This is a genomic window from Ktedonobacter racemifer DSM 44963, from assembly GCF_000178855.1.
Taxonomy (GTDB): domain Bacteria; phylum Chloroflexota; class Ktedonobacteria; order Ktedonobacterales; family Ktedonobacteraceae; genus Ktedonobacter; species Ktedonobacter racemifer.
Genome location: NZ_ADVG01000001.1, coordinates 75,234 through 101,765, shown reverse-complemented (window position 1 = coordinate 101,765; position 26,532 = coordinate 75,234). Strand labels below are relative to the sequence as shown.

The window sequence follows — 26,532 nt, the reverse complement described above, 5'->3', positions numbered from 1 at the left end:
GAAGTCCTTTCTTATGGTCCGGACTCTGACCTGGTACAGATCAGAGCCTCCACATTTTGACGTGTTACTGCTATTATGTCCCGAGAACCCCTGGGCAAGCAACCTGTAGAGAGGATATAATTGCAAGTAAAAGGGAGGAAAGGAATCGTCATGGAGCAGAAAGATATGTTGCGCATTGTGCTGGTCGGATGCGGTGCCATGAGTCGTGCCTGGCTCCAGACCGCGACCGAGCTTGCTGACGTCGAGGTCGTAGGACTGGTCGATATTTATGAGGAGGCCGCGCATGCCAGGGCGCGCGAATTGCAGTTGACACAGGCTTTGATTGGTACGGATCTGGGCGAGGTCCTGGAGCGTACACGCCCCGATATTGTCTTTAATTGCACTATCCCGGAAGCTCATCTGCAAACAAGCCTACAGGCGCTAGAGGCAGGTTGTCATGTGCTGAGTGAGAAGCCACTGGCCGCCTCACTAGAGGCAGCGCGCACCCTGGTGGCGGCCGCGAAGCGCGTTGAGAGATATTTCGCGGTTATGCAGAACCGGCGCTATGATGCGAATATCCTGCGTGTACGCCACGCTCTGGCCTCGGGCGAGTTGGGAGCGCTTACTACGGTCAATAGCGATTTCTATATTGGCGCGCATTTCGGGGGCTTTCGCGACCAAATGCGCCATGTCCTGCTCCTGGATATGGCCATCCATACCTTTGACGCGGCGCGCTTCCTGACCGGGGCCGATCCCGTCTCCGTCTACTGCCACGAGTGGAATCCTGCCGGCTCCTGGTACGATCATGACGCCTCCGCAATCGCCATCTTTGAGATGACAGGCGGATTGATGTATACCTATCGTGGGAGCTGGTGCGCGGAAGGCCTGGCGACCACCTGGGAGAGCGACTGGCGTTTGATTGCCCAGCGTGGAAGCATAACCTGGGATGGAGGAAAAGACGTACGGGTCCAGCAGGTCCAGGAGACAGGGGGCTTTCTCTCCACCTTTCGCGATGTCGAGCCAGACCTTGTAGAGCGCACAGAGCGGACACAAGGACACTCCAGTGCGATCAGGGATTTTGTCGCCTGTGTACGCGAGGGACGAGCGCCCCAGACCAGTGGCACAGATAACATAAAAAGCCTGGCAATGGTGTTTGCCGCCATTGAAAGCGCTGAAAGCGGCAAGCGTGTCGCCGTTTCCTGGTAGCGCAAGAAGGTAGCCAAAGAAGAGGAACGCATGCAGATTCAAGAGCAACAAACTCTCTACAGCCAATTTGAGCGTCGCCTACGCGCGGCAGGCGGCGAATCACACTATGCAGGCTCTCTCGAAGAGGCCGCCCGCCTGATCGCGGAGCATCCCGCGCTGACTGAGAAGCTCATCATGCTTCCTCCAGGCTTCGCACAACGTGAGCCATGGGGATCGCTCCTGCCTCTGTTAGAAGCGCGAGGGATCACCCTTGAAGAGGCGGAGGGACCTCGCGAGATCGCCGACGCGCCCGCCGGACTCTCAGATGCCCACCTGGCCATTGCCGAGACCGGTTCGGTGCTGGTCGCCGAGAACAACCTGGCGGCGCGTGCTGTGACCATGTTGACCATCGCCCATTTTGTCCTGGTGCAAGCACGAGAGCTTTATCCCATGCTGGAGAGCGCGGGCGAGCGCCTGCGTCAGCTCTCTACTCCTGGAAGCGGGCAGCAACACCATATGACCCTGGTCACCGGCCCCAGTCGAACAGCCGATATCGAGCGCACTCTCACAATAGGTGTTCAGGGACCGAGAGTATTTTGTGTCTTGTTCGTTGAGAGCAACTAACGATTGTCTTTACCACAATGATGTGGGTGGTCACAGATCGGAGCAGCGTTTTTATGGAGCAGCCACAATCGTCTTCTCAACAGGATACCCTTCAGCCAGCGCCAGCCGCGCTGATAGGGACGCTCACACCGCAACAGGTCGTGACCGAGGAGCAGGCCAACGCAACCCACGAGCACCAGCCATTTGAAGAGCGCCTGACCCATGCCCTGCACGACACCAACTTGCAGGGCGCGCTCAAGCGCTTTGCTCCCAACTGGCGCGCCTCGCGTCTGCAAGTTTTCCAGCAAGAGCAAGAGGCCTATGGCGATGAGTTTAGTTTCGCGAACCTGCGGACACAATTGCGCCAGGCCAAAGACGACGCCATCGAGCACCAGGAAGAACTGCTCGCACGCTTTACAAGCCAGGCCGAGGCGGCAGGTGCCGTCGTGTACCAGGCGCGCACCGCCGAGGATGCCAACCGCTATATTTACGAACTCTGCCAGCGTCAAGGAATTGAACTGGTCGTCAAAGCCAAGACCATGGCCAGCGAGGAGATCGAACTCAACGCCTATTTAGAGGAGCGAGGCGTCACAGCTATCGAGACCGACCTGGGAGAGTGGGTCGCGCAGCTCGACCACGAACGTCCCTCCCACATGGTCATGCCCATCATCCATAAAACGCGCCAGCAGGTAGGCGAGACTTTGACCAGGGCCACCGGACGCGAGATCTCGCGTGATGATGTCGCTGAGCAGGTTGCGGTCATTCGCACTGAGCATCGCAAGTCCTTCCTGACCGCGGGCATGGGGGTGAGCGGAGCCAACGCCCTCATCGCGGAGAACGGAACCGTGATGATGACGACCAACGAAGGCAATGGGCGCCTGGTGACTTCGCTCCCGCCGGTCCATGTCGTCATCGCAGGCTGCGATAAACTCCTGGGAACCTTCGCCGACGCCATGACCCAGCTGCGCCTGCTGGCCAGAAGCGCGACCGGGCAGGCCATGACCAGCTATTCAACCTTTATCACCGGTCCCTCGGCTCCCAACCAGGAAATGCATATTGTCTTGCTGGACAATGGACGCAGCGAGATGCGCGCCGACCCGCACTTCAAAGATGCCCTGCGCTGTATACGCTGTGCCGCCTGCGCCAATATTTGTCCGCCGTACCAGCAGGTGGGGGGGCATGCCTTTGGCCATATCTACAGCGGCGCGATTGGCCTGGTCGTCACCCCGTTCCACCATGGCCTGGAGGCGGGCGCAGGCCCGCAGAGCCTCTGTGTGAGCTGCAATGCCTGTGAAACCGTCTGCCCGGTTGAAATTCCCTTGCCCAGCCTCATTCTGGATGTACGCCATCGTGTGGCTGAGAAAAAGGGTCTGCATCCGATAAAGAGGGTTATCTTCGAGGCCATGGCGCGCCCCTGGCTCTTTAACCTGGGCGCACGCCTGGGAAGCTGGGGCCAGTTACCCCTGACCTGGGGTAGCCATTTTGTGCGCTCGCGCTACTTTGGTCCCCTGGGTAAGCTGCCCTTCCTCAAGGGGGTCGCTGACCAGGCGCGCTGGCGCAGCCTTCCGGCCATTGCGCCACGCCCCCTGCGTGACCGGGTCAAGGCCCGCAGTGAGTCTTATAGTCATGGTGCACTCCTCGATACTCAGGGTCAGTTGCATGTGACGGTGTCCTACTTTGCGGGGTGTATGACCGACCGCCTCTATCCTGAGATGGGGGAGGCCGTGATCAAGGTCCTGGAGAGCATCGGCGTGCATGTCGTGTTCCCCCAGCAGCAGAATTGTTGTGGCCTGCCCGCGCTGAACTCCGGTGACCGGCGCAATGGCCTGCGTATGGCCAAGCAGACCATTGCCACGCTGGAGCAATCGCTGGAGGAGAGCGGAGCCGACTATATCCTCAGTGGCTCGACCAGTTGTGTCGTGACCATCATTCAGGATTACCTGCGCCTCTTCGAGGACTTTCACGAGACAACCTGGCTCAAACGGACCCAGGCCCTGGCAAATCGCGTCATCGACTTCGCGGGCTTCATGGATCGCGTCGTCATCCCCAGCGGCGTGCAACTCCCAGTACGCGAGGAGAAGGCGAGCGACGTCGTGGTGACCTATCATGACTCCTGCCAATCCTGCAACTGTTTGGGCTTGCGTTCTGAGGCACGCCATGTCTTGCAGGACCTCCTGCACGTTGACCTGCGCGAGATGGCCCAGTCAGATGTCTGCTGTGGCTTTGGCGGCACGACCTCAATTGAGCAGCCCGAGGTTGCCGAACGCCTCTTAAACAACAAACTGCAGAATGCGGAAGAGACGGGGGCCGCGATCCTCATCGCTGATAATCCCGGCTGCCTGATGCACCTGCGTGGTGGGGTTGATGCCAAGGGGAAACACCTGCGCGTCCTACACCTGGCCGAGGTCGTCGCCGAGCGTTTGCAATAAGCTACAAGGCGTATTGGGGGAGAGTGGATCAACATTCCTCTCCCCTGGCATGTTCTTATTTCCGTTCAATCTCGATATAGACAATATTCTGGTACTCATCTACATAGAGCGAGAGCGTGGCTATCTGTTGCTCGGGGAGGGTCTCCGTGCATTGTAAAAGCTCGTCCTTCGTGCGATAGATCAACCACCAATCCATGCAAGCCTCCATGTAGCCCGCCATGCGTATACCAGGCAAGAAGTTCGCCAGGATCAGGTGTCCTCCAGGCTGAAGCATCGCAAAGAGCTTCTCGGTAAGGCGCTGCGCAATCGGCAAGGCCAAGTAATCATACAGACTTGCCGCATAGACAAAATCGAAGCTGGTAAAGATGGCTTTGCCAGTAAGCACGTTGCGTACCGAAGCGTTAATAGCCTCAACTCCGTACATGCCGACTTCACGTTCGACAACGGCCAGGCTCTCCTGGTCCTGGTCCACAGCCACAAAGCGCCCTACTACCTTCCCCTCACGCACGACCTGGCTGTCTTTGGCCTCGCGTAGATGTCCACAAGCCAGAGAGAGGATGCGTGGACGTTATGCGCTGCGATTGCATCTATTTTCTGCGCGAGCAGATGGCGGCGTGTATACACAGCTCTCCCAGCCTCTGACAAGGCGATATAGGTATGAATAGTCTGAGCTATGGTCGCATTGGGTAGAAGTGAGGCGTCATCGGGTACATCATACAGGTAATCCAGCATAACGGCATCGCCTGCATACCCCCGGGGCTTCAGATAGGCTCTCTGCGAAAGGGGGATTCTGATGTACGTTCCTAAGGATGTTATGTGTACACATATTGTACTCAATAAATGTTTTCCAGGCAATAGGAGAAAGGGTTGTGTGCAGTGATTGCAACTCACTCACCAGGTTATCCAGCGATTCCCGCCTCTGCCCCTGCCTGAGAAGCCGCGTAGAAATGCTATCAAGGAAGGTTGTGTCATACAGACTTGTCTGGCTCAAAGGGTGGTCATCCTTTCTGCTTATACTATGATGCAATGAATGCTTCATCTCGCTTGTTCAGAGTATACGCACTTACTCAGGCAAAAGCGCCTGTAGTATTACGGGTTCTCGTCAGCAGACAGACCCGGTAAAAAGGACAGGTCAGCTCTCGCACTGGGACGAATGTGCTGTCGGACTTGACTAATAAGGATAGAAGAGGTACACTGCAAGGGCTATAGCGATGGGACAGGCCGCTCGTATATCCTGTTCCCCAGCAAGGACGCAGAAGAGTTCTCCGCAATCCTCTTTAGATTTTTCTTCCTGCACACACGTTTGATTTGATATCAGCAAGCAGCCCTGCTTTTGTATCCTACGGCTCGCTCCTGGTACGTTTTAAAGACACCGTGACTTCAGGGAGTTTAGAAACACCCACGAAGTGGAGCATTACCAGGCTCAGGGGAAGGCACAGGAGGTAGATCCTCCTGCCGGGGTGGGGACCTCTCACAACATTTTTTTCATGACCTGAGTGAGTACACTACGAAGTAGCGTAGTGGCCGAAAGGATAAAACATGCCTTCTTTTCAAGACCTTCCTTTGCAGCCCGCAACACGTGCGGTGCTGGCATCAATGCAGATTACAGAGCAGACCCCTATTCAGGCCGAGGCGATTCCAGCCCTGCTGGCTGGTAAGGATGTAATAGGACAATCCGCGACTGGCTCTGGCAAGACGCTTGCCTATGCCATTCCCCTGATCGAACGCCTGGCAAAAAATAAACGCGTGGCGCAGGCGCTTGTGCTGGTTCCCACACGCGAACTGGCTGTGCAGGTCAATTCAGTCCTCAGCACATTTGCCGCGCCCCGGCGCCTGACAACAGCCCTGCTGGTGGGTGGGCGACGCTATGAGAAACAGATTTCCGCCCTCCGCTATGGTGCGCAGATTATCATTGGCACCCCTGGGCGTATCAAAGATCACCTGGAGCAAGGCAACCTGGTCCTGCGCGACATCCGCATCTGTGTGCTCGACGAGGCCGACCAGATGCTCGATAGCGGCTTTGGACCCGAGATAGAGCAAATCCTGGAAACCTCGCCTGAGGATCGTCAGATGGCGCTCTTTTCAGCGACTATGCCTACCTGGATCGCGAAGTTGCAGGAGAAGTATCTCAAAGACCCCGTCAAGGTAACGATTACCCCAGAGGCAGGCGTACAAAGCACGATTGAACAGATTGTCTACCAGGTGCCGCGGGGCAAGAAAGTAGAGGCACTCTGCACACTTCTGGCCTCCACACAGGGCGACATCAGCCTGATCTTTGGCCGTACCAAGATGGGCGTCGAACGACTGGGAGAACAGCTTAGTAATCTTGGTTTTGCCGTTGGGACCTTCCATGGCGACAAGAGCCAGCGCGCCCGCGAAGATGTATTGATGGCATTCCGCCGGGGCCAGGTGCAGATGCTGCTCGCGACCGACGTTGCCGCGCGTGGACTCGATATTCGTGGCATTACCCAGGTCATCAACTATGAGCTTCCCGACTCCGACGAACTCTTTACGCACCGCATTGGCCGTACGGGACGCATGGGACGCTATGGCAAGGCCGTCACGCTTCTCGTGCCCTCCGATATGAGCAAATGGCGACGTATGTCACGTAGCTTCGGGCAGCCCGTTGCCGTGCAAAAAATGGTCCTGAATGATGAGGCCGCCCTAGCCCGGCCTATGGTAATGTCAGAGGGAAAGCAGGAGCGCGATAGCGAGCAGGTCCTGCTGGAAGACGATGACACTCAGGTGGTGACGTTGAACGAGCGTCCCAGGCGGGAGCGCTCCAGATTCCAGGAGACGCAGGGAGCCTATACGAGAAAACGCCCGTATGAGCGGACGCGTAATGAGTTCTCCGCACGTAAGCCAGAGCGCAGCACTGACACCTTTGCCGACGCAGAGCGCCCTGCTCGCCCACGTGGCCGGCATACAGAAGTGTTTGTAGAGACCGAGGGACAGGCACACGCACGCACCAAGCGCGCAGAACTCTTTATTGAGCCTGAGCTTTCTGCTCGCAGACAGGAGCGCCGCGCAGCGACGTTTGAGAAATCATCCACAGATAAGACCCGAGAATACAAGAGAGGCACAGGAAAGCCCTCGAGCGTTGGAAAAGGTGAGGGCAAAGGCAGGAAGCCCGCGTTTTCCTCCTTTGATACACGCTCCGGGAAACGTACATCCGGGGGCGCTTCCAGCGACGCACGCCGCACGCGGGACCGCATCTCCAGCCGGTAAATCTTCTAGCATAGAGCTGGTAGCAATACGAGTGAGCTGAGAATTTTTCTCAGCTCACTCGTATTGCTACCAGCTCTATGCGTGCGCTCATCGACTCCTTGCTGGTGTGATCTCTCCCTTTTTTTCAACGACCTCTTGAAAGCCCATGTCTATCTATGCTACCATAGGCTTCTTTGCAGAGCTCTACCTGTAGTACAGCAAAGGATGCAACTATGGCAGCAAAACCCATTATTTTGTTGGACGATGGCGGTGTGATGAATGATAATCGCCTGCGTGGCCCACAGTGGCAACACCTGGTAGGTGAATTTTTCGCGCCCCGACTCGGAGGCACATCTGCCGCCTGGGCTGAGGCCAACCGCGTCTTGATGATGGACATCTTTGGGCCGGCAAACTGGCAGGCGCGAATACAAGCTGCAATCGATTATGCCAGCTTTGAGCGCACCTACTGGTGCGACTGGCTGGGCGGTATGTGCCAGCTCGCCAATGTGGCGGTTCCATCAGAGGAAGCGTGTATCGAACTGGCTTGCCAGGCCGAGGCCTACATCACCCCTCGGGTGCGCGCCACCTTTCCTGGCGTGATCGAGGCCCTCCACGAGCTACACACTCAAGGATACACACTGCATACCGCGTCAGGCGAATCCTCGCTTCACCTACATGGTTACCTGACGGGTATGGGTGTGCGCGATTACTTCGGACGACTCTATGGCGCCGACCTGCTCGGCATCCTCAAAGAGACGCCAGAATACTACGAACGCCTCTTCGCCAACGCTGGCATCGCGCCCTGCGATGCCTTGATCGTCGACGACACCCCACGCGTTCTTGCCTGGGCTAGAGACCTCGGCGCGATGACTGTGCTCATCAACACTGAACAGGAGGCGCCCAATGGAACATTTTGCCTCAATCATTTGGCCGCATTGCCCCAACTGGTGAGTCAGCTCACCAGCTAGTTCTTCAACTGAATAGCTAGCCCATCGTTGCCTGTACGCGGTTTACGGCATTGAGGACGGCCTTGATCGAAGCCTGTTCGATATTGGTTGCGATAGCGGCGCCGAAGAAGGTCCGTCCAGAAGAGGTCTCGATCTGGAGGTAGGCGACAGCACGAGCATCCGAGCCATGATTGAGCGAGTGCTCAGTATAGGAGCGTACAGTGAAGTTGGCCAGTGAAGCCTGATTGAGGGCACGGACAAAGGCATCGATGGGTCCATTACCGCTTCCGCTCAACTCGTAGAGTTCGCCGTTCAAGATCACACGTGCGCGACATACCACCTCGTCGGGAGAGCTTGCCCCAGCCTTTTCCGCATGGAAGGCCTCGAGCGAGAAGGGGCTGGTGCGCTGGAGATACTCGTGCTCGAAGGCATCATAGATCTGCTGGGGCGTCAACTCATCGCCCCGGGCATCGGCGATGGCGTTAATAATCTTGCCAAACTCGACACGCATGGCCTTGGGCAACTGGAAGCCAAACTCGTTCTCCATCACATAGGCCACGCCGCCCTTGCCCGACTGCGAGTTAATGCGAATAATGGCCTCGTAGGTACGTCCAATATCCTTGGGATCGATGGGCAGGTAGGGAACCTCCCACAGGGCATCCGGGGCACCATCCCAGGCCGCCATGCCCTTCTGGATCGCGTCCTGGTGAGAGCCAGAGAAGGCCGTGAAGACCAGTTCGCCAGAGTAGGGATGGCGTACGGGAACCTGCATGCGCGTACATTCCTCATACACCGCGCGAATCGCATCGATGTCGCCAAAATTCAAGTGAGGGTTGATGCCTTGCATATACATATTGAGTGCGACCGTAATAATGTCTACGTTTCCGGTACGCTCACCATTGCCAAAGAGGGTCCCCTCGACACGCTCCGCACCAGCCATCAAACCTAGCTCGGTTGTCGCGACGCCTGTACCGCGATCATTATGGGTATGCAGGCTGATAATAGCGCTCTTGCGGTCGCGCATGTGGCGGCAGAACCACTCAATCTGGTCGGCATAGATATTGGGGGTTGCAATCTGCACCGTCTCGGGCAGGTTCAAGATGATTTTGGCTTCTGGCGTGGGCTGCCAGACATCCACCACGGCCTCACAGATCTCCAGCGAGAAGTCGATCTCGGTGAGCGCGAAGCTCTCGGGCGAGTATTGGAAGATCACCTGAGTCTCTGGAATGGTGGGTACGAGATCCTTGATGAGCTGTGTCCCACGGGTGGCGATATCGATAATACCGGCTTTATCCAGGCCAAAGACCAGGCGGCGCTGGGCGGGCGAGGTGGAGTTATACAGGTGGATAATGACCTTTTTCATGCCCTGGATGGACTCAAAGGTGCGGCGAATGAGATCCTCGCGCGCCTGGGTGATCACCTGCACCGTCACATCATCGGGAATGCGATTTTCATCTACGAGCCGACGAATAAAGTCGAATTCGATCTGCGAGGCGGAGGGGAAACCAACCTCAATCTCCTTAAAGCCAACCGAGACCAGGAGATCAAACAGTTTCAGCTTCTCTTCAACACTCATTGGAATGGGTAGGGCCTGGTTGCCATCGCGTAGATCAACGCTACACCAAGTGGGAGCGGTGGTGATGGAGCGTGAGGGCCACTGACGCTCGGGCAGTTCAATTGGAGGGAATGCGCGGTACTTCATGACGGAACCCTGCTGCATCCCCCCGTGACGGTTGACGGCGGTTTTGGTTACCTGTGTGTTACGCATCTGATCCGAAATCATCGTATGCCTCCAAATGAAACATTGTGTCGTGCTTGTGCACCTGCTTCTCATAAAAAAAGTTTACTTCTTCTCCGAAAACCCTGAGCGCGAAGCGCTAGGCACGCCAGTGACGTTGGGTTTCGGAATAAGATCTTAGGAGGCAGGGAGAACATCCTTGAACTACCAGTAAGTCGTCATTGACTCACCTAATCTCTGCCTAAAAAAACAGCCGTGATCGTATCCATCACGGCTGTTTCTGCGTCTCTTTGTACAACAACAAAAAAGCCGTGGACGCTTTAATCTTCTGGTCGTCCACGGCCCTGGGATATGATTGATTCTACGGAGTGATCGTTGTAACCACTTACGACAGATGAACCATATGACCCTGGACGACCCGCATAAGGAGGAGGCCAAGCCCAGGGAGTGTAAGCTCATGTACTTTTAATTGTTGTGTGGCATCTGTCATGTGCAAAGTAGAATCCTTCGCTGTTTGTTTTCTTGCTTTAACTGTAACACCAGCACAAACATTTGTCAATAAAAAAAGAGCGCTGAGGATAGATGTGCTATAATGAGGAGCGTTTGGGACGTTTGTTCGCTAATAGTCAAGAGTATCTGGCAGACTGGTGGTAACTCTATGACGTTTCCTGGTGTCCTTTTGCATGAACAGGCGCGGGAGTATTATTGGGAGGGGCAGGGGAATGTATCGCTGAAATCCTTTTACGCGGGTCGTGCCCTATACACGCTCGGGCAGGGCTACTATGCCGTCGATGATACGTGTTATTTGCTCGTCAATCAGGATCAGCCATATACGATTGCCATCGAGGCCGAGCAACCAGTCGAGTCGTTATGTGTGTTCTTTGAGCCAGGTTTTTTGGAAGATGCTCAACGTGGCCTGGTTACTCCCATGAAGACGCTCCTTGATGAGCCAACCTGGCCTATTGATCGCAAACTCCACTTCTTTGAACGTACGCACACCCGTGATCAGCAAATAGCCTCTGCCCTGGCACGTTTGCGGCTCGCATCCTCAGAGCATGAGTTTTCATCCATAGACCTGGCCATGACGATGTACGACCTGGCAGTGAGCTTACTCCAGGTCCATATGAATGTCTATAAGGAGATGGAGGCGTTGCCTGCGGCACGCTCGGCAACGCGAGAGGAGTTGTACCACCGCCTCTACCTGGCCAGAGAATATATGCACGCCTTTTTTGATCGTCCCCTGGAGATTACAGAACTGGCCACGGTCGCCACCCTCTCCCCCACGCATTTTCTGCGCACCTTTAAACAGGTCTTCCAGCAGACACCGCACCAATACCTCATCGGTGTTCGCCTGGAGCACGCCCAGCACCTGCTTCTGCACACCGACCGCCAGGTGACTGATATCTGTTTCTCCCTGGGCTTTGAGAGCCTGGGGTCCTTTAGCTGGCTCTTTCGCCAGCGCCTGGGCTGTTCACCATCCGCCTATCGCCAGGCAAAAAGGTGATTTTGGAGAAGCATTCTGCCTCTCCGCTATGAGATACTGGCTTCACCCTGATCGGTATCAATAGATCGAAAATGATTGGAGAAGCACGAATGGAGAAGAGGCCCGCATTGTCCGCGGAGATGGTACATGAGTTTGTCGCGAACGCGCATGGCGGTTTGCAACGCGTCCAGGAACTCTTAGCGCAAGAACCCGCATTATTGAATGCCGCCTGGGATTGGGGCGGAGGTGACTGGGAGACTGCCCTTGGAGCCGCGTCCCACATGGGCAGGAGAGATATTGCCCTCTACCTGCTCAAGCATGGGGCACGCATAGATATCTTCGCGGCGGCTATGCTTGGGCAGGTAGAGATTGTGCAAACCCTCTTACAGGCCTTCCCTGGCATGGCCCAGACGAAAGGCCCACACGGTATCTCACTCCTGGACCATGCCAAAGCGGGAGGGGAAGAAGCGGCTCCCGTTCTGGCGCTTCTGCAATCCCTTAAAGCATAGAATCCCCGCCCGACGCTGCTGAAGCACGCGTCTACATATTTTGTGCCATGATATGTAGACGCGTGCTTCAGCAGCGTCGGGCTTACTGGTCTTCCAGTCTGTCTTGCAGGCGTGCGCTTGCCTCCAGGTGCTGTAGGCGTACATTCAGGCTCGCGATGACAGCCTGTTGCTGATTCAGCGTCTCCTGAAAGTGCTGCTGTTCCGTCGTGCGCTGCTTTGCCTCTTCCTCGTAGTGCCCGGTCAACTCCTGTACAATACGTTCGAGTTCAAGGTGGCTGACCACGACCTGTTCGCGGAGCAAGGCAAGGCTTTCATCGAGGGCCTGTTGCCGCTGTCGCAGAGCGTCCTCGTGGGCGCGCACCGCTTGCTGAAGCTCGTTTTGCAGTTCTGCCAGGCGCGTCGCGGTCTCTTGCTGCCAGGTATCGGCCTGCTCGCTCCAGGTTGCCAGGCTCGTGGTCAGATTCTGATATTGTTGCTGAACCAGTTCTCCCTGCCAGACAATCTGGGTGGAGAGCGTTTGTACCACCTCGTCAAGCTGCCCCGTACGCTCCTCAAGGTGCTTATGCTGTGTGGTGAGCTCTGTGAACAGGGTATGTTGTTCCTCCAGGAAGCGAAAGACCTCTTGTTGTTGCTGTGTTAGTTCCTGCTGAGCCTGAGTGGAGGTCTCCTGGTACTGTTCCACTGTCTCCCGAAGTTGGGTCGTGAACTGCTCCTGGGTATCCAGGCGCTGGGTCTGCTCCGAGATACGCTGCTGGACCTGTTCAAACTGCTGCTTCTGGCTGTCTAAGACATGGCGCAGTGTCTGGGCCTGCTCTTCAAGCTGGCCCAGCATCTCTTCTTGCTGGGTATCCAGGTGTTGCTCTACCTGGTCATGAAAGAGACTCAAGGCCTGTTGCTGTTGCTGAACTTGTTCCGCCAGGGACTGAGAGTGTTGTTTGCCCTGTGCTTCCAGTTCCTGGTGAAGCTCCTCAAGCTGCTGCAAAATGCGCTGGTGCGACTCACGAAGCGCAGCTTGCTCGCCGGGGATATTCGTCAGGTTTAACTGAGCCTGTTCGCTAGTAATGACCGCGGAGTTATCGATGATAGGAGTCAACTGAGCCAGATCGCTGGCTCGCACCTGGCGTGTGCGCTGATTGAGGCCAACATTCTGTCGACGTACGGGTAGCAAACCGCTCTTGACCCAGCGACGGATGGTCACATCCTGGCGGCGTGTCACACGCGCCGCATCAGTAAGCGAGAGCCAGTAGTCGTGCTCGTCAACCAATTCATCGACATAGCGTTCCTGTGAATCGAGAGCAGGATGCTCTAACATATCGTGTGTCACTTGTCTATATCCTTCAGATAGGAAAACACATTTCGCACAAAGAAGCTCGAAGTAGAAATACAGTCACAAGAGGCCATCGTACGTGTGCAAGATTGTGGTTTCGCCTCCATACCTGCTACAATCCTCTTGCAGTATACAGTATATCTGTGATATCGGCGAAGTCCTCGATTGCATGGCTGGGAAGGCGGATACGCTGGTACTTTTAGTTCTTCAAGCTATGGAGTATACAAGTATATGTCTACTTCTCAACGAAGGCAAGGACCGCAACAGCGCTGGCGCGTCCTCCTGCTTGGTGGTTCATCTGGAACAGGTAAGAGCAGCATTGCCAGGCAACTTGCAGCGCGATTGGAGATATCCTGGCTCCAGGTCGACGATCTACGCCTGGCCTTGCAAAACAGCCGCGTCTCCTTCCCCGAAAAGGCCCACACCGATGCTCTGTACTTCTTCACCCGACCAGGAATCTGGCACGGCTCACCAGAAGCACTCAGCCAGGCCCTGATAGCGGTCGGAGAAACACTGCGCCCCGCCCTGGAAATTGTGATTGCTAACCATATCGACATTGACGCCCCGGTGATCCTGGAGGGAGACGGCATTCTTCCATCATTACTGGAAAATCCATTAATGCACCAGCATAAGAACAGCGGGCGACTCCAGGCTGTTTTTCTCCAAGAACCCGACAAAAAGCTGCTTTCTAGCAATATAGCGCAGCGGGGGAGGGGAACTGCTGGCATGAGTGAGGAGGAATTGCGCACAGAGGCCGGGGCGAAATGGCTCTATGGGCAGTGGCTCGCGCATGAGGCAAGGCGCCGGGGTTTGCCAGTTCTGGAACCACAGCCCTGGGAGACTTTGGGAGCGCGTATTCTTGGGACTTGTTAGGCCCGGCGCTGCGTAAGCTGACATGAGCCGCAAAGTAGCGGGCATTATTCGGCTTGAAAAGTTTTGTATTGCTTTATTGTCAAGAATGGGGGTGGATCGCTCGCCATTTTGATCCAGGGCGCAGTTTCGCAACTCCGCGCCCCATTCTTTCTCTCATTGGTCCAGATCCTCGTGTGATTGCTGATGATATTTGGGCCAAACTGCTCTGAGCCGGACTCAATTTGAGCGAAGAGGATCTACCTCGTTGCGGCTCTTCATCTACTGAAAACAGAGGATGGCTTTTCTACCCACTTGAAATGGTACGCGCTATGGCTGTCGTATGGCTTTTTGCTGGGTTGCGTTCAGATGAGATCAGACGTTTGCACCTTGGATGCATTCGGTGGCAACAGGGAGACACCATCATACACGGAACAGATGAAATTCTTCCTAAGAAGGCTGTCTGCTTGCTCGATATCCCGATCAACAAAACGGGAAGAACAGGGATATGGCACCGATGTATCTACTTTGTCAAGAGGGCAAAAACAGCCTTTTTTGACCGTCAATCAGGCGTATCACCCAAAAACCGCGCAAGCTGATGCGTGTCAAGGCTGCGGAGCACCCAGAGGGTTGAGCCTTGACAGGTGGAAGCGGCGTGGTAGGCTCAGAGAAGCCTGATGGCTAGGTCTCCTTCCTTTGCTGCGCAGCGCGTATGAGCTTCTGCTTCGTTGACAAGCGATAGGTTGAGCCATAATAATCGACCTGCTCCACCTCTTCACTCAATCCGAGCCGATCAAGCTGCTCATACAAGAGGAGGAGCCGATCTCGCTTCTTGCCTGGAGTAGCCCCCGTGTGAGCAATCCAGTTCATCAGTTTGCGGGCGACAGCTTCGATGTGGGCATTGCTGTCAGCTTCCTGCTCGATCAGCACATGCCAGGTAGCTACCAGCAGCTTGCGAGCAACGGCCACAATCGCCTTCTGCTTGCCAATCCGATTCGTCAAACGCTCAAACTGAGCTTTCCAGTGAGGGTGATGCTCGACGGCGACCCAAGCGGCCTCGACCATCACTCCACGCAGATCGCTTCGGCCTTCTTTCGTAATGCCTCCTCCGCGATGGGTTTCCCCGGAATCGTGGATGCTGGCTCCCAACCCTGCGTAGCCAACCAGATGTTTGGCAGAAGGGAAACGGGTGATATCACCGATGGCGACCAGCACGCTCATGACTGAAAGGACGCCCAGACCAGGAAGCTGGATAAGGAAGGGCACCTGTTTGATCCAGGGGTGGCAGGTGGAGAGCCTACTGAGTTCGGCTTCACCCCCTTTCACCAATTCTTCCAGGGATTGATAGAGGCTCAGATCTTGTTGGAGGCGTAACTTCTCGGAAGCAGGAAGATCAAGGGAGAGCCACCATTCACGCTGATGGGCTGCGAAAGGCTTGCCTGGGGGCAAGGTGAGATTGTGACGATGCAGGACGCCATGAAGACGGTTTCCCGCCTGGGTGCGCTGCTGAACAAGCCGTTTGCGGTGAGCGACCAGAGCACGCAGTTCACGAACTGGGTGAGGGGGAACCCAAATCGCCGGGATGAGATTGGCAGCGAGGAGGCTCGCAAGCTTAATAGTATCGCGCGAATCCGTTTTTACACGTGCAGCAGAGATCAATTTTACTGCCTGAGGATGAGCAACGAGCACATCAGCGACGAAGGGCTTCACCTGGTCGTAGAGAAGCCAGGCATTGGCTGTGGCTTCCAACACCACAAGATCTGAGGGAGTCAGATGGGTTGGAGCCCACGCCTCAAAGGCTTCAAAGCCAAAGCGGCGAGGCGAGAGGACAACTTTCTGCCCAGCATCGACGGCTCCGACGACCAGATACTTTCGATGCACATCGAGGGCCACAAAACGGGTTGGGATGGATGTCGTCATAGAATCCTCCAATGAGAACGCTCATACATGAGCTGGGTGGATGAGGCACGTCATTGGGGCTTGTGGAAAATCACTCACCGATACGAGCTTGACCATCGTAGGCCATCTCAGTTAAGGTCATTCGGGCGGGCGACCAAACAAGGAAACGGGCTCACAGGTCCCATGCCATATTCCACGGTCGGCCCTAACACCACGCGCCACAGCGGCGTCCCCACCCCCTAACGAGAGCAGGGTAGCACGCGACGGGCCTCATGACAACATCCTAACAAGGATTCTTTCCCAGGACAGCCATATGAGCCGCTCAATCCGTAGAAGCTGGTTTTACATCCCATCTATGCTATTGTCTACGAGAAAAGCCTCATTTGACGAGCCGATTTTTTCTTTTTCTGCCTTGCCTTCGCCTTTTTCTGGGCCTCGGAGGCCACAAAACCAGCGGGTTTCTTTTTTAAAGAGCCGCTACCACCTACTCACCAATCTCTGCGCCTTCTTGATTGAGCTTCTGTAACGCCTCGCTGATTACATGGACATTGTAGAAGATCAGACAATTGGCTACCAAGTGATTGAACTTGACACACTTTCTTTGTTCTATTCGGCGGTTGTGCGTAATGACGCCCTCTCCGCCAAAAAACGCCCACCTGGCGAAGCCATTAAACGCCTCGCTTTTGTTCGTGGCAGATTGGATGGTTGAGCGTAACTCCGGGTCCGCAAGATACTGCATCAAAAAATGCGTGCGGATCACCCGTCCTAATTCCTGAAAGGCTTGATAGAGTTTGTTTTCCGGCTATAGGCCCCCAATTTGCGCAGGATAGTGGAGGGAGCAATCTTTCCGGCTTTGATGGACAGTGCGACTCGAATCATATCAGGCAAATGGGTGGCAATGAGGTCCCAATCAATGGTATCGGAGAAGAGACTGTCGAGGTGCGTATAGTGGACATCCGGGTCAGGACGAAAGAGCGTCAGATCTTTCCAGTTCTTAATCCTTGGCATGAGCGAAATGCCCAGCAAATGAGCTAACCCAAAGATCGTGGTACTTTGCGCATGAGTATCACCATGCACCGTTTCTGGTCGAATAGAGGCTTGCTCTTTTTCAAACATATCCAAAAATGTATGCCCCCTCATGCACCCCACAGGGAATGAAGCGGCTAAACAAGGCAATGTAGGTATCCGGCACATGGTAATACCCGATGCCGCCGTATCCACCGTATCGTATGTGATATTCTGCCAACAAGTTCTGTTCATACATTTCCCACTTGGTTCCATCGGCAGAGGCACGTTTTCCTGTTCCCCAGTACTTGGGTAAATGGGACCGATTATATGCCTCTGTGATACAACGGATTGCCTCGTCCAGTTTCTCTTCCGTGATATGATGCTGGTTGACCCAGGAGAGATCGCGGCGCTCTACTCCAGTGAGTGAGCGGGCAGTTTGAGAGGGGCCGAGATTACAGCCATAGCAAAACGTCAGGGCCACATAGCGGGCAACCGCATCCTCCAGCTTGGTAGCATGGCCGGAGAGTGGGCCGAAAAAACGCGACCAGTTGAGCCACTGTTCCGTCTGGGTGAGAACATCCAGCAGAGAGATAGGCTTGAGACGCTCTGCCAGGAATTGCTCCAGGGCGGAAAGCCGATCCTGAGGGGCTTGTTTTTCCAGTGGACGCAGGATGAGTTCTCCTTTTTCAAAACGCAGATACTCGTTTGAAGGAAACGCCTCATCTGTTTGCTTGATCCTGGCATGGAGCCAGTCACGCAAGTAGTTGACGAAGGCTTGCCCATCGGTGGGCAAGCCGACCAGCGTCCCGTAATTACTCACCTGCTGTGCGTACTCCTCCCACGAAATGAGTTCTTCGCGATAGTCAGAATACTGGTCGCTCCCCTCAACATAGAGATCTCCTGATTTGAGGTCCCACAGGATTTGAGAGAACACAGCGATCTCGAAATGCCGTCGAAGCACTTTGTCCGGGCAGGAGCTGCGTTTGCTGTACCCAGTCATAAATTTCCACCAGACATCCGAAGCCCAGGAAAGATCGATCAGCGGAAGACGTTGCTCTTCAGGGGTGTTAGGATTCTGAACCGTCGTTGTGACGAGCCAATCTCCTTTACTGCTTTCATGCGCTTTGAGAAAGCGCACCACCTCTTCCATGCTCTTATCCTGACTACTGGAGCAGAGCTGCATCACCGAAAGAAGACGGAAGAGTTGCGCCGATGATTTTTGTAGTAGGGCCAGAGAAACTGTTGGTAGTTATTGCCCATGTGAGCCAGATGTTCTTCACACGACTGCAAGACTTCGCTCTCTTTGCCGTCAATGACCGACGCCATCGCCGCCAGACGCTCATCAGTTGTCCCCTCTTTTCCAGCAGAATATGTCGTTGTCGTGTTCCACTCGTATCATAGGCAGCCAGATCGGAAACGTGGAGTTGAGGCTCAAAGGGTTTGGCAATATGCTCAATGATGGAGGAAGGGACTTCACTCAGGGGAACAAAGCACCCCAGGCGTTGATACGTTTTGAGTAGGACAAGAAACCCGACTTCGGCAACGCGACCTTTGGTAGAACGATGAGCGACCAGGCGTTCCCCAGGCGTGGGTGTATAGATTTCAGCAAAATCTTTGGCCGAGAGGATCTGCTTGAAGCGAGGATAGGCCGTTCGCTCAATCGCTGTCATCTAGTGCTGCGTTCCTCATTGGTATGAATAAAACGCTGAATCAAGGTTTAGAACCAATGCAGGCATATTTTATCCATAGACTCTGCCTGGCAGTAATGATAGCGCCAATGAGGAACGCAGCACTAGTACTAGTTTGCGGTGCGAAATGGAGAGAAGCGCATGAGAAGGGCGTTGAGAGCCATTGCTCTCGGTATCATGGATGAGGTTCTCTCTGGATGAGCCCTAGGCGACCGTGGCCTGGGCAATATGGCGCAGGTTACTGGAGATGATGCCCAGACCGATCCAACGTTGCATCCCGTCTTCCCCGTGATAGGCACATCTGCGCAACCCATAATCGCGGCGCAGGCTGTGAATGCGCCCCTCGATCCCCGCACGCCAGCGGTAGGCTCGTTTGAAGGCTCGTGTGTGTTCTTGGGCTCGTTGCTCCTGCGAGCGCTTGCCCTCCGCAGGGATCGCCACCACCTTGACCCCTGCGGCTTGCGCTCGCTCACGCGTCCCTGCAGCGTGAACCCCGCGATCGCCGACCAACCAGCGCGGAGGGTGCGCAAAGAGGGGCTGATGATGGGCAAGTGCTTCATCAGCCTGTCCATGCTCATGAGGAGCCTCGCAGATCTCAAAGCGCGTGACGATGCCCCCCTCTACCTCGTCGAGCACCACGTGCCGACCGAACTCCACCAGGGCCCCACCTTTGTGGCGAGGGATAGCACGGGTATGCGGTTCGAAGAGGCTGAGGACTTTCTCGCTGGCAGCCACCTTCTTGCCTTCCAGCACTCGGACGTGGGCTTGCGTGATGACCCGTTCGATAAGCGGGAGCACCTGCTGAGCTGAAAGAAGCAGTCGCTGGGCTGGTGCCTCCGCCTGGCAGCTCAGGTTCGCGGCAACCTGCTTGGCCTGCTTGACCATTTGCTGGGTGGTCGTGATCAACTTGTGGTAGAGCGCTCGTTGTTGCTCCTCTTTCTGCTCCCCTTTGCGCCGCAACAGCCGATGCAACGACTGCGCAGCACGACGCGCTGAGCGCACTCGGCTGCGGCAGGCTTGCTTTACCGACGTGAGCGTGCCCTCCACCAGCGGTTTGGCCCGTTGCACGAAGCGGGAAAGCACCCTCACGCCGTCCACCAGCAAGCCACTATCAGTGGGATGATGGATGTTGGTCTGCACACAGGTGGCATCGAGGCGCAGTTTGCGTCCGCTGGTGACCTTGGCCTGCCTCGCCAGATGCACCACCCGGTCGTTGAGGGTATGCACCGTCTCTGGGCGGATGGTGTGGGCCCAGCGAATGAGCGTGGTATCATCAGGGACTCGCTCAAAATAGACGCGGCAAAACCAGCGCAGCACCAGGCTGTCCTTGACGCGTTCCTCCGTTTCTTGAAAGCTCCACTGATACAAGTGTTTGCAGATGAGCATGCGTAAGATCACTTCCACCGGCGTCGAATGCCGCCCATGCACCAGCGTCCAGCGATAGCGCTTCCCCAGATCTCCACGGACGTGCTGATAGAGGTCATCATCGTCGAGTAACCCATCCAACTGCTTGAGGACAGGATCGGTTTGGGCTGCCACCTCGGGCACGCGGGCAAACACATCTTCTGGTTGGTAGCAATCGATGAGCATGGCCCTTCCTTTCTCTGCCTGATAAGCCCCTCTTGTTCATTCTACCACGCTCTTCCTTCGCTCTTTCTGCTCTCAAGCCGCTTCAGTGGCTCCATTTCGCACCGCAAACTAGTACTAGGAGAAAATTCCCTTCCCACACGGTATTTTTGGTGAAGTACATCAATTTTGATTCCAGAAAATGAGGGATGACTCTTGTAGACAGGGCCTTTACCATCTCCGAAGAGAGATGGTCAAACCAAGCTGCGAGAAACGACGGAGGACAGCACTGCATCAGCGTTCGATCATCTCTGCATTCTCGATGATAGTCTCGCCCTCCGCTGCGGCGCCTGCCAGCAGAAGCGCCTGACCAGCTCGCAGGTCATGGGCGTAAACGGTAGAACCCACCAGGCGGGCTGGACCTCGCACAACGGCAGTGTCCCCTTCGCGTTCGATCTGCGCGCCCATTTTAGCAAGCTCCTGCATGACGGAAAAACGCTCATTAAAAATAGTTTCGCGCAGATAGGAACGGCCAGCAGCCAGGCAAGTCAGGGCCATCATCTGTGGCTGGAGGTCTGTGGCAAAGCCGGGATAGAGCCAGGTAATCACGTTGATTGGGCGGAGAGGCAGGGCCGCGCGCACATGGATCACCGGCCCATCTTGCACAAATTCGACGCCCATCTGCTCCAGCTTGGCACGCGCGACTCCCAGATGGTCGAAGTTGGCGCCAACCATGGAGACATTTCCCTGAGTCGCTGCCGTGAGCATAGCAATGGAGCCAATATCCAGGCGATCTGGCATAATGGTATATTCCACCCCACACAGACTCTCTACCCCATCAATGCGCAACACTCCTGTGCCAACACCTGAGATCCGCGCGCCCATCAAATTGAGGAACCGCGCGACATCATGAGGTTCTCCGTCCCAGTATGACTGGGCGTATCCAGGTAGAGGTAAGTCCCCTGAGGAGCCTCTGGATAGTGGAGGGCGATGCGTTGCTCATCCTCAGAAATGTGTGCGCCCAGACGCGCAAAGCCCCGATAATGGAAGTCCAGGCCGCGCCTGCCCAGCTTGCAGCCACCAACCATAGCGATGGTTGTCTTGCCCATGCGAGTCAGAACTGGCGCCAGAAAGAGTACAGAGGCGCGAAATAGGCTGGTCAGCCGCTCCGGGAGATCATAGCCTGTAAGCTCAGAAGCATCGATGACCAGCACCAGGTCCTCCTCATGCACGGTAATTTTCGCCCCAAGCGCGCGCGCCACCTCAATGGCGGCGAACACATCGCGAATCAGCGGAACATTACGAAAATTGTCTGACCTTTCCTGGCCAGCAAAGAAGCGGCGATGATGGGCAGAACGGCATTTTTCGCCCCCTGCACGACAATTGAGCCCTCCAGTCGCTGGCCACCTTCGATACGATAGCGCACCGCCTGGTTGATGAGGGGTGCGGCCTCGACCTCTTTAATAAACTGCTGGGGAGCAATCTGGAGCCAATCGCAGACCGAGAGGAAGGTTTCAACGTCGAGCATCTTGCCATTTTCGATGCGTGAGAGGGTGGCAAGGCTAACATTGCCCATCTCTTGAGCAATTTCGCGCAGACCTCGTTGGCCACGCTTCGCTTTGAGCAGGGTTGCCAGTTGCTGGGTATCAAGTGAACTTGTCATGAACGTGCTTCTGCTCTTACGCTCCTTTGTTTTTCTATTCACGAGTGGCAAGCAGCACATTCTCTGCCACATAGAGTAGATCCACTATTCTCTTCTCCTTTTTCCCTGCTTTGGGTTATCATTTGTTGCCTGTGCTCGTACAGACACGAAAAAGAACCCGCCATGGCAATAATTTTGACGTTGAGTCTCATCGTCTCGTGCGCATGCGTTGGCGGTCCTGGTGACGCTCCAGTGCTAACTCGATCAGCCGATCAAGGAGTTTGGGATAGGGCAGGTTACTCGCGCTCCATAGCTTGGGATAGACGCTGTCCTGAGTAAAGTCCGGCATGGTATTGACTTCGTTGATGTAGATGCGTCCATCATTACGGTCAAGAAAGAAATCCACACGGGCCAGGCCACTCAAGTCCAGGACAAGAAAGGCTTGCGTTGACATGTGGAAGACTTCTTTAGCCAGCGGCCCGGGGATAGTAGCCGGGACATCAAAGTGGAAGCCAGGATGAAGGTACTTTGCGTCGTAATCGAGAAGTGTCATCTCCGTCACAAGTTCTCCAATGAGCGAGGTCTTCGGCTCTTCATTGCCCAGGACGGCACAGGAAAGTTCTCGCACATCCAGCCAGCGCTCAATGATGATTTTTGTATCATACTCCCCAGCCTGTGCAATGGCTTGCTCCAGGGTTTGACGATCCGCGGCCTTGCTTACACCAATGCTTGATCCCATGTTGGCAGGTTTCACGATGCAGGGATACCCAAGCTCTTGCTCGACTGCCAGCAGTATCGTTTCTGGCGCCTGCTTCCATTGCTTGCGGTGATATGCCAGGAAGGGGAGCACAGGAAGATGAATAGCTTGAAAGAGCATCTTCATCTTTTCCTTGTCCATGCCCAGTGCCGAGCCCAGGACGCCGCAGCCAACGTAGGGTACATTTGCCATCTCCAGCAGGCCCTGAAGGGCACCATCTTCGCCATAGGTGCCATGCATGACGGGGAAGATAACATCCAGGGCGCCATTATCGTGTAGCTGTGTGCCGTTTTGTAGAGGGATGAGGCGACGTACATTGGGGTCGCCGGTGAGAGTGACAGCGGTGGTTGCCTGCTGGTCGCTTTGCGCGCTATTGGGTTGAGCATCCGGCGAAGCCAGGAGTCGGGTTGGGTCTGTGCCGAGCAGCCAGGCGCCGGTTTTGGTGATACCGATGAGGATAACCTCGTATTTATCTTTATCCAGGTTTGCCATTACCGAGTTGGCCGAGGCGAGCGAAACCTCGTGCTCTCCTGAGCGGCCACCGAAAATGAGACCAATACGGATTTTTTGTTTATTTTCCTGTTGCTGTTCCTGTGACATGACCAGGGTCCTTTCTCTATATTTAGACTACCTAAGTTTCGCCCAAAATAACAACAATCTGGAAGGGAGCAAGCAGCTCCTGCAAGGGATAGAGGAGTGAGTGAGCCAGGGGAGCGTCCTGATTGAGCTCGATCTCAACCACCTGATGCAACGCATTGAAACGGAGCAAACCGCTGACATGAAAGACATCACGCACCATACGCAAGATGCCATAACGATGGATTTTTGGGCTGTTCAGCCAGCGACGTGCCCAGACCACCACGTTGTGAGCCAGTGAGCCGAGCAGCGCCAGCATGCACTGCGCCTCAAAGCGCTTCTTATTGCGTTTCGTCAGTCCCAATCCCTGTTTATCACCCTTGAAGGAGGTTTCGATGCCTCCACCACGCTGATCATAAAAGGTCACATAGGCCAAGAGCACCGCCGTGGGATCAGCTGCTTGCGATGCCTCCCATCCCAGAAGGGGAAGAACCTGCTCAATCGAGAGCGAACACATCAGAATGCCATAAGCAAATGTGCCATCTCTTCTGCGACAGCGTACCGCAATACGTCGCATGGGACGGACGTAGCCAGCGGCTTCCTCGCTCACCCAGCCAAAGGAACGTTCCGACCAGGTGGGGTCCTGGACCCATTCCTTGACCGTTTGAGACAGTCGCGTGATACGTCGTCCCGAGTATTCTTTCGCCATGACCTCGTAGCCTCGGGAGAGCAGCCAATGGAGGTCGTCCTCGGTTCCCGCACCTGCATCGACACGGATAATGGTCCGTCTGCGTTTGGCATCGTCCAATTGCAAGGTCGTCTCAGCAGTCTCTACCAGCGGTTGCAGAGCCTTGATCAGTTGGACATTGCCTGCAAAAAGCTGATCGACCACGACTTCTTCATACTGGGTCGCCAGCACACGACCCAATTGCCGCCCTCGGCGATGATAGAGTCCTGCAAAATAGCCGCGCGTGGCAAACGCCGCTTTTGGTCCACAAGGCATGCCCGTCAGGTCCACGTCCAAGAGTTGAAAAGCGGCCTGATAGTCATGATGAAAGCCTTGGCTCTGAGCGCGGTAGATCTCATCGAGCGCCTGATGCACCTGAAGGACATTTTCCTCAGCACAGGCAGAAAGCGTCTCTTGCACCACCGACTGCTCAGCACAAGAGGTTCGACCGAAGGCTCGTTGCAAGCCCGGATCGGCTCGCAGCCGACTGTTGATTTCTACCAGTCCATGGGCTCCAGCCAACAGACTGATAAACGCATCCATCAGCTTGTCGAGAGGCGTATGCTTGATGGTTTTCTGCCTGATCTGCACTCTCTTGCGGATCGGGCTCAAGACATCCAATTGCTGCAATTTGGCTCCTATGGCGGCCAGGATGGCGCATCCAGTGAAATGGTTCGTTGTTGTTGTGATAGACTCGTTCATGGTGATACTCCTTTTTCTAATGAAAGCTCCTTTGTTCCTTCATTAGCTATGGAGTATCGCTCTGCTTTTTGCAAGCTCTGCACTGGCTCGCTGGACTGTCGTCAATTTGGGCGAAACTTAGGTAGACTAGAGCATTGCAAGCATAGTTTCCATCCGCATGCCGCGTGATCCTTTAAGGAGTACGAGATCGCCGGGTCGTACCTCATGCTTGAGGAGATCGGCGGCGGCACGTTTGGCGGCTTCTAATTCCGCACTGTTGTTCACGTCAGCGCTAAAATAGTAGGCGTTCTTTTCTGGCATACCCGAGGCGATAGCGCCCTCAACGTAGAAACGGGCCTGATCACCTATGGCGATTAGATAGTCCACAAGACCAGCCAGAGAGGAGCCGCAAGTGGAGTGTTCGGCGCGTGCGTAGGTACCTAGCTGGAAGATATCGCCCAGAATGGCCCAGCGCTTCCCATTGGGAGCCTGGCTTGTATTGTGCATAGCGCTGGTGATGGCGATAATCGACTGGCGATTGGCGTTATAGCTATCGTCGATGAGGGTACTGTTGTTGGGGCCGGGCTTGATTTCGCAGCGTCCTGGTGCGGGTGAGAGATCTTCCAGAGCCGAGGCGATATCGTCCAGTGACATCTCTGCCGCGCAGCCAGTTGCTGCCGCAGCGAGGGCGATGGTGACACCGTGTTCGCCAGGAAGACGAAGCTGAACGGGCTGCTGTTGATCGTGATAGTGCAGCGTGAAGCTATGCCCGAAGAGGGTATCACCGCCGATATTGCTGGCACGTACCGTAGCACCTTCACCTGTGCCATAGTAGAGAATGCGCGCTTGCGTTTTCGCTGCCATAGCGCGAACAAGTTCATCGTCATAGTTGAGAATGGCGAAACCGTCAGGGGTGAGAACCTGCACCAGTTCGCTTTTGGCGATGGCGACGCGTTCCTGTGTGCCAAAGTATTCAAGGTGAGCGGCGCCGACAGTGGTAATGATAGACCAGTGGGGGCTGGCGATGGAATTGCAGAGCCAGGTTAGCTCGCCGACACATTGAGCGCCCATCTCCAGCACGGCGTAGCGGTGTTGTGGCTCCAGGTGGAGGAGCGTGATGGGATAGCCAAGCTCGTGGTTATATGATGCATAGGTTTTAAGGGTGGGGGCTTTATGGCTGAGCACGGCGGCCACCGCATCTTTTGTGCTTGTTTTACCATTGCTTCCGGTAATGCCTATGCGGACGGTGTCTTTCTGACGTTGAGTGCGTGCGCGTGCAGTGGCGTGAAGGGCAGTAAGAACGTCGGGGACGATGATCTGTAGGAAGTCGGGAGGCACGTCGTTAGCTGGTGTGCTGCAAAGAGCGGCCAGCGCGCCTGCACGAGCAGCAGCAGGAATGAAGTGGTGGCCGTCGCTGTTTGTTCCTTTGCGAGCAATAAAGAGGTCGCCGGGCGTGATCAGGCGGCTGTCATGATGGGCCGAGCGGAAGACCAGAGCGGGATCGGGAGTTGTGCTACTCTGGATATGGATCTGATCGGTGTTGCTTTGTACTATGTCGTTGAGAGTGAACATGTATAAGTAATATCCTTTCCATCTCTCCTGGTTTGAGATGTAAATTTGCTTGGTTGCGTGGGAGAGAATGTGCACATTGCGTGGGATTTCCCGCGCGACGGTGCATCGTGAAAGAGACTGAACCTCCCACGGAATGAGCGAAAATCCTCCCATATAACGA

At 55.4% G+C, this 26,532-nt stretch carries 19 protein-coding genes and 2 pseudogenes; 8 read left to right on the top strand and 13 right to left on the bottom strand.

Going from position 1 to position 26,532, the window contains the following annotated elements:
- Positions 1-150 precede the first annotated feature (150 nt).
- Genes KRAC_RS00475 through KRAC_RS00465 form a run of 3 tightly spaced genes read left to right on the top strand, consistent with a single transcriptional unit; the run spans position 151 to position 4,196 of the window.
- On the top strand, positions 151-1,185 hold the full coding sequence (locus tag KRAC_RS00475; RefSeq protein ID WP_007903638.1) for a Gfo/Idh/MocA family protein: 1,035 nt from the start codon (positions 151-153) through the stop codon (positions 1,183-1,185).
- Between the two features lie 30 nt (positions 1,186-1,215).
- Positions 1,216-1,788: a LutC/YkgG family protein gene (locus tag KRAC_RS60410; RefSeq protein ID WP_007903637.1), complete on the top strand. Its 573-nt coding sequence runs from the start codon at positions 1,216-1,218 to the stop codon at positions 1,786-1,788.
- 53 nt (positions 1,789-1,841) lie between these two features.
- Entirely contained in the window at positions 1,842-4,196 is a 2,355-nt protein-coding gene (locus tag KRAC_RS00465) for an LUD domain-containing protein (protein WP_007903636.1), read from the top strand.
- Positions 4,197-4,251: 55 nt separating this feature from the next.
- On the opposite strand, the gene KRAC_RS60405 is transcribed toward KRAC_RS00465, so the two are convergent.
- Positions 4,252-4,746 (bottom strand): class I SAM-dependent methyltransferase, encoded by a 495-nt coding sequence (locus KRAC_RS60405; protein WP_274532097.1) that lies wholly within the window; start codon positions 4,744-4,746, stop codon positions 4,252-4,254.
- A 989-nt stretch (positions 4,747-5,735) separates the two neighbouring features.
- Here KRAC_RS60405 and KRAC_RS60395 point away from each other — a divergent pair.
- On the top strand, positions 5,736-7,424 hold the full coding sequence (locus KRAC_RS60395; protein WP_007903634.1) for a DEAD/DEAH box helicase: 1,689 nt from the start codon (positions 5,736-5,738) through the stop codon (positions 7,422-7,424).
- A gap of 212 nt (positions 7,425-7,636) precedes the next feature.
- Complete coding sequence (locus KRAC_RS00450; protein WP_007903633.1) at positions 7,637-8,371, top strand: HAD family hydrolase; 735 nt, start codon at positions 7,637-7,639, stop codon at positions 8,369-8,371.
- 16 nt (positions 8,372-8,387) lie between these two features.
- Here the strand turns inward: KRAC_RS00450 and leuA are convergent, their stop codons facing one another.
- The gene (leuA, locus tag KRAC_RS00445; RefSeq protein WP_040442612.1) at positions 8,388-10,070 is read right to left on the bottom strand and encodes a 2-isopropylmalate synthase; all 1,683 of its coding nucleotides are present in this window, start codon (positions 10,068-10,070) and stop codon (positions 8,388-8,390) included.
- A gap of 676 nt (positions 10,071-10,746) precedes the next feature.
- On the opposite strand from leuA, the gene KRAC_RS00440 reads away from it, so the two are divergent.
- Positions 10,747-11,592, top strand: coding sequence for a helix-turn-helix domain-containing protein (locus KRAC_RS00440; protein WP_052567816.1), 846 nt, complete (start codon positions 10,747-10,749; stop codon positions 11,590-11,592).
- A gap of 89 nt (positions 11,593-11,681) precedes the next feature.
- The gene (locus tag KRAC_RS00435) at positions 11,682-12,080 is read left to right on the top strand and encodes an ankyrin repeat domain-containing protein (protein WP_007903624.1); all 399 of its coding nucleotides are present in this window, start codon (positions 11,682-11,684) and stop codon (positions 12,078-12,080) included.
- 82 nt (positions 12,081-12,162) lie between these two features.
- On the opposite strand, the gene KRAC_RS00430 is transcribed toward KRAC_RS00435, so the two are convergent.
- Complete coding sequence (locus tag KRAC_RS00430; protein ID WP_007903622.1) at positions 12,163-13,404, bottom strand: coiled-coil domain-containing protein; 1,242 nt, start codon at positions 13,402-13,404, stop codon at positions 12,163-12,165.
- A 234-nt stretch (positions 13,405-13,638) separates the two neighbouring features.
- Here KRAC_RS00430 and KRAC_RS00425 point away from each other — a divergent pair, with 234 nt between their 5' ends.
- Positions 13,639-14,280: a hypothetical protein gene (locus KRAC_RS00425; RefSeq protein WP_007903620.1), complete on the top strand. Its 642-nt coding sequence runs from the start codon at positions 13,639-13,641 to the stop codon at positions 14,278-14,280.
- Between the two features lie 657 nt (positions 14,281-14,937).
- Here KRAC_RS00425 and KRAC_RS00420 read toward each other — a convergent pair.
- The 10 genes and pseudogenes from KRAC_RS00420 to KRAC_RS00380 all read right to left on the bottom strand — a co-directional run bounded on the left by KRAC_RS00420 (position 14,938) and on the right by KRAC_RS00380 (position 26,372).
- The gene (locus KRAC_RS00420) at positions 14,938-16,176 is read right to left on the bottom strand and encodes an IS110 family RNA-guided transposase (RefSeq protein ID WP_007903615.1); all 1,239 of its coding nucleotides are present in this window, start codon (positions 16,174-16,176) and stop codon (positions 14,938-14,940) included.
- A gap of 463 nt (positions 16,177-16,639) precedes the next feature.
- Positions 16,640-17,271 (bottom strand): annotated as a pseudogene (locus tag KRAC_RS78005) (Tn3 family transposase).
- Positions 17,264-18,313, bottom strand: coding sequence for a Tn3 family transposase (locus tag KRAC_RS78000; RefSeq protein ID WP_052567813.1), 1,050 nt, complete (start codon positions 18,311-18,313; stop codon positions 17,264-17,266). The pseudogene KRAC_RS78005 and the gene KRAC_RS78000 overlap by 8 nt, the downstream one beginning before the upstream one ends.
- A gap of 13 nt (positions 18,314-18,326) precedes the next feature.
- Positions 18,327-18,833 (bottom strand): DUF4158 domain-containing protein, encoded by a 507-nt coding sequence (locus tag KRAC_RS60380; RefSeq protein ID WP_052567812.1) that lies wholly within the window; start codon positions 18,831-18,833, stop codon positions 18,327-18,329.
- A gap of 222 nt (positions 18,834-19,055) precedes the next feature.
- The gene (locus KRAC_RS00405; RefSeq protein WP_007903612.1) at positions 19,056-20,441 is read right to left on the bottom strand and encodes an ISNCY-like element ISKra7 family transposase; all 1,386 of its coding nucleotides are present in this window, start codon (positions 20,439-20,441) and stop codon (positions 19,056-19,058) included.
- A gap of 270 nt (positions 20,442-20,711) precedes the next feature.
- Positions 20,712-21,679, bottom strand: a pseudogene (locus KRAC_RS75090) (UDP-N-acetylglucosamine 1-carboxyvinyltransferase).
- A 26-nt stretch (positions 21,680-21,705) separates the two neighbouring features.
- Positions 21,706-22,080: a helix-turn-helix domain-containing protein gene (locus tag KRAC_RS74305; protein WP_075164123.1), complete on the bottom strand. Its 375-nt coding sequence runs from the start codon at positions 22,078-22,080 to the stop codon at positions 21,706-21,708.
- A gap of 187 nt (positions 22,081-22,267) precedes the next feature.
- Positions 22,268-23,416, bottom strand: coding sequence for a D-alanine--D-alanine ligase family protein (locus tag KRAC_RS00390; RefSeq protein ID WP_007903594.1), 1,149 nt, complete (start codon positions 23,414-23,416; stop codon positions 22,268-22,270).
- A gap of 31 nt (positions 23,417-23,447) precedes the next feature.
- Complete coding sequence (locus KRAC_RS00385) at positions 23,448-24,821, bottom strand: transposase (RefSeq protein WP_007903593.1); 1,374 nt, start codon at positions 24,819-24,821, stop codon at positions 23,448-23,450.
- A 126-nt stretch (positions 24,822-24,947) separates the two neighbouring features.
- On the bottom strand, positions 24,948-26,372 hold the full coding sequence (locus KRAC_RS00380; protein WP_007903592.1) for a UDP-N-acetylmuramoyl-tripeptide--D-alanyl-D-alanine ligase: 1,425 nt from the start codon (positions 26,370-26,372) through the stop codon (positions 24,948-24,950).
- Between the last annotated feature and the right edge of the window lie 160 nt (positions 26,373-26,532).

Bases quoted from the DNA above. Each gene is read 5' to 3' on its own strand.
- KRAC_RS00475 (WP_007903638.1), top strand. From the start codon at position 151: ATGGAGCAGAAAGATATGTTGCGCATTGTGCTGGTCGGATGCGGTGCC.
- KRAC_RS60410 (WP_007903637.1), top strand. From the start codon at position 1,216: ATGCAGATTCAAGAGCAACAAACTCTCTACAGCCAATTTGAGCGTCGC.
- KRAC_RS00465 (WP_007903636.1), top strand. From the start codon at position 1,842: ATGGAGCAGCCACAATCGTCTTCTCAACAGGATACCCTTCAGCCAGCG.
- KRAC_RS60395 (WP_007903634.1), top strand. From the start codon at position 5,736: ATGCCTTCTTTTCAAGACCTTCCTTTGCAGCCCGCAACACGTGCGGTG.
- KRAC_RS00450 (WP_007903633.1), top strand. From the start codon at position 7,637: ATGGCAGCAAAACCCATTATTTTGTTGGACGATGGCGGTGTGATGAAT.
- leuA (WP_040442612.1), bottom strand. From the start codon at position 10,070: ATGCAGCAGGGTTCCGTCATGAAGTACCGCGCATTCCCTCCAATTGAA.
- KRAC_RS00440 (WP_052567816.1), top strand. From the start codon at position 10,747: ATGACGTTTCCTGGTGTCCTTTTGCATGAACAGGCGCGGGAGTATTAT.
- KRAC_RS00435 (WP_007903624.1), top strand. From the start codon at position 11,682: ATGGAGAAGAGGCCCGCATTGTCCGCGGAGATGGTACATGAGTTTGTC.
- KRAC_RS00425 (WP_007903620.1), top strand. From the start codon at position 13,639: ATGTCTACTTCTCAACGAAGGCAAGGACCGCAACAGCGCTGGCGCGTC.
- KRAC_RS00420 (WP_007903615.1), bottom strand. From the start codon at position 16,176: ATGACGACATCCATCCCAACCCGTTTTGTGGCCCTCGATGTGCATCGA.
- KRAC_RS78000 (WP_052567813.1), bottom strand. From the start codon at position 18,313: ATGGAAGAGGTGGTGCGCTTTCTCAAAGCGCATGAAAGCAGTAAAGGA.
- KRAC_RS60380 (WP_052567812.1), bottom strand. From the start codon at position 18,833: ATGACAGCGATTGAGCGAACGGCCTATCCTCGCTTCAAGCAGATCCTC.
- KRAC_RS00405 (WP_007903612.1), bottom strand. From the start codon at position 20,441: ATGCTCATCGATTGCTACCAACCAGAAGATGTGTTTGCCCGCGTGCCC.
- KRAC_RS74305 (WP_075164123.1), bottom strand. From the start codon at position 22,080: ATGACAAGTTCACTTGATACCCAGCAACTGGCAACCCTGCTCAAAGCG.
- KRAC_RS00390 (WP_007903594.1), bottom strand. From the start codon at position 23,416: ATGTCACAGGAACAGCAACAGGAAAATAAACAAAAAATCCGTATTGGT.
- KRAC_RS00385 (WP_007903593.1), bottom strand. From the start codon at position 24,821: ATGAACGAGTCTATCACAACAACAACGAACCATTTCACTGGATGCGCC.
- KRAC_RS00380 (WP_007903592.1), bottom strand. From the start codon at position 26,372: ATGTTCACTCTCAACGACATAGTACAAAGCAACACCGATCAGATCCAT.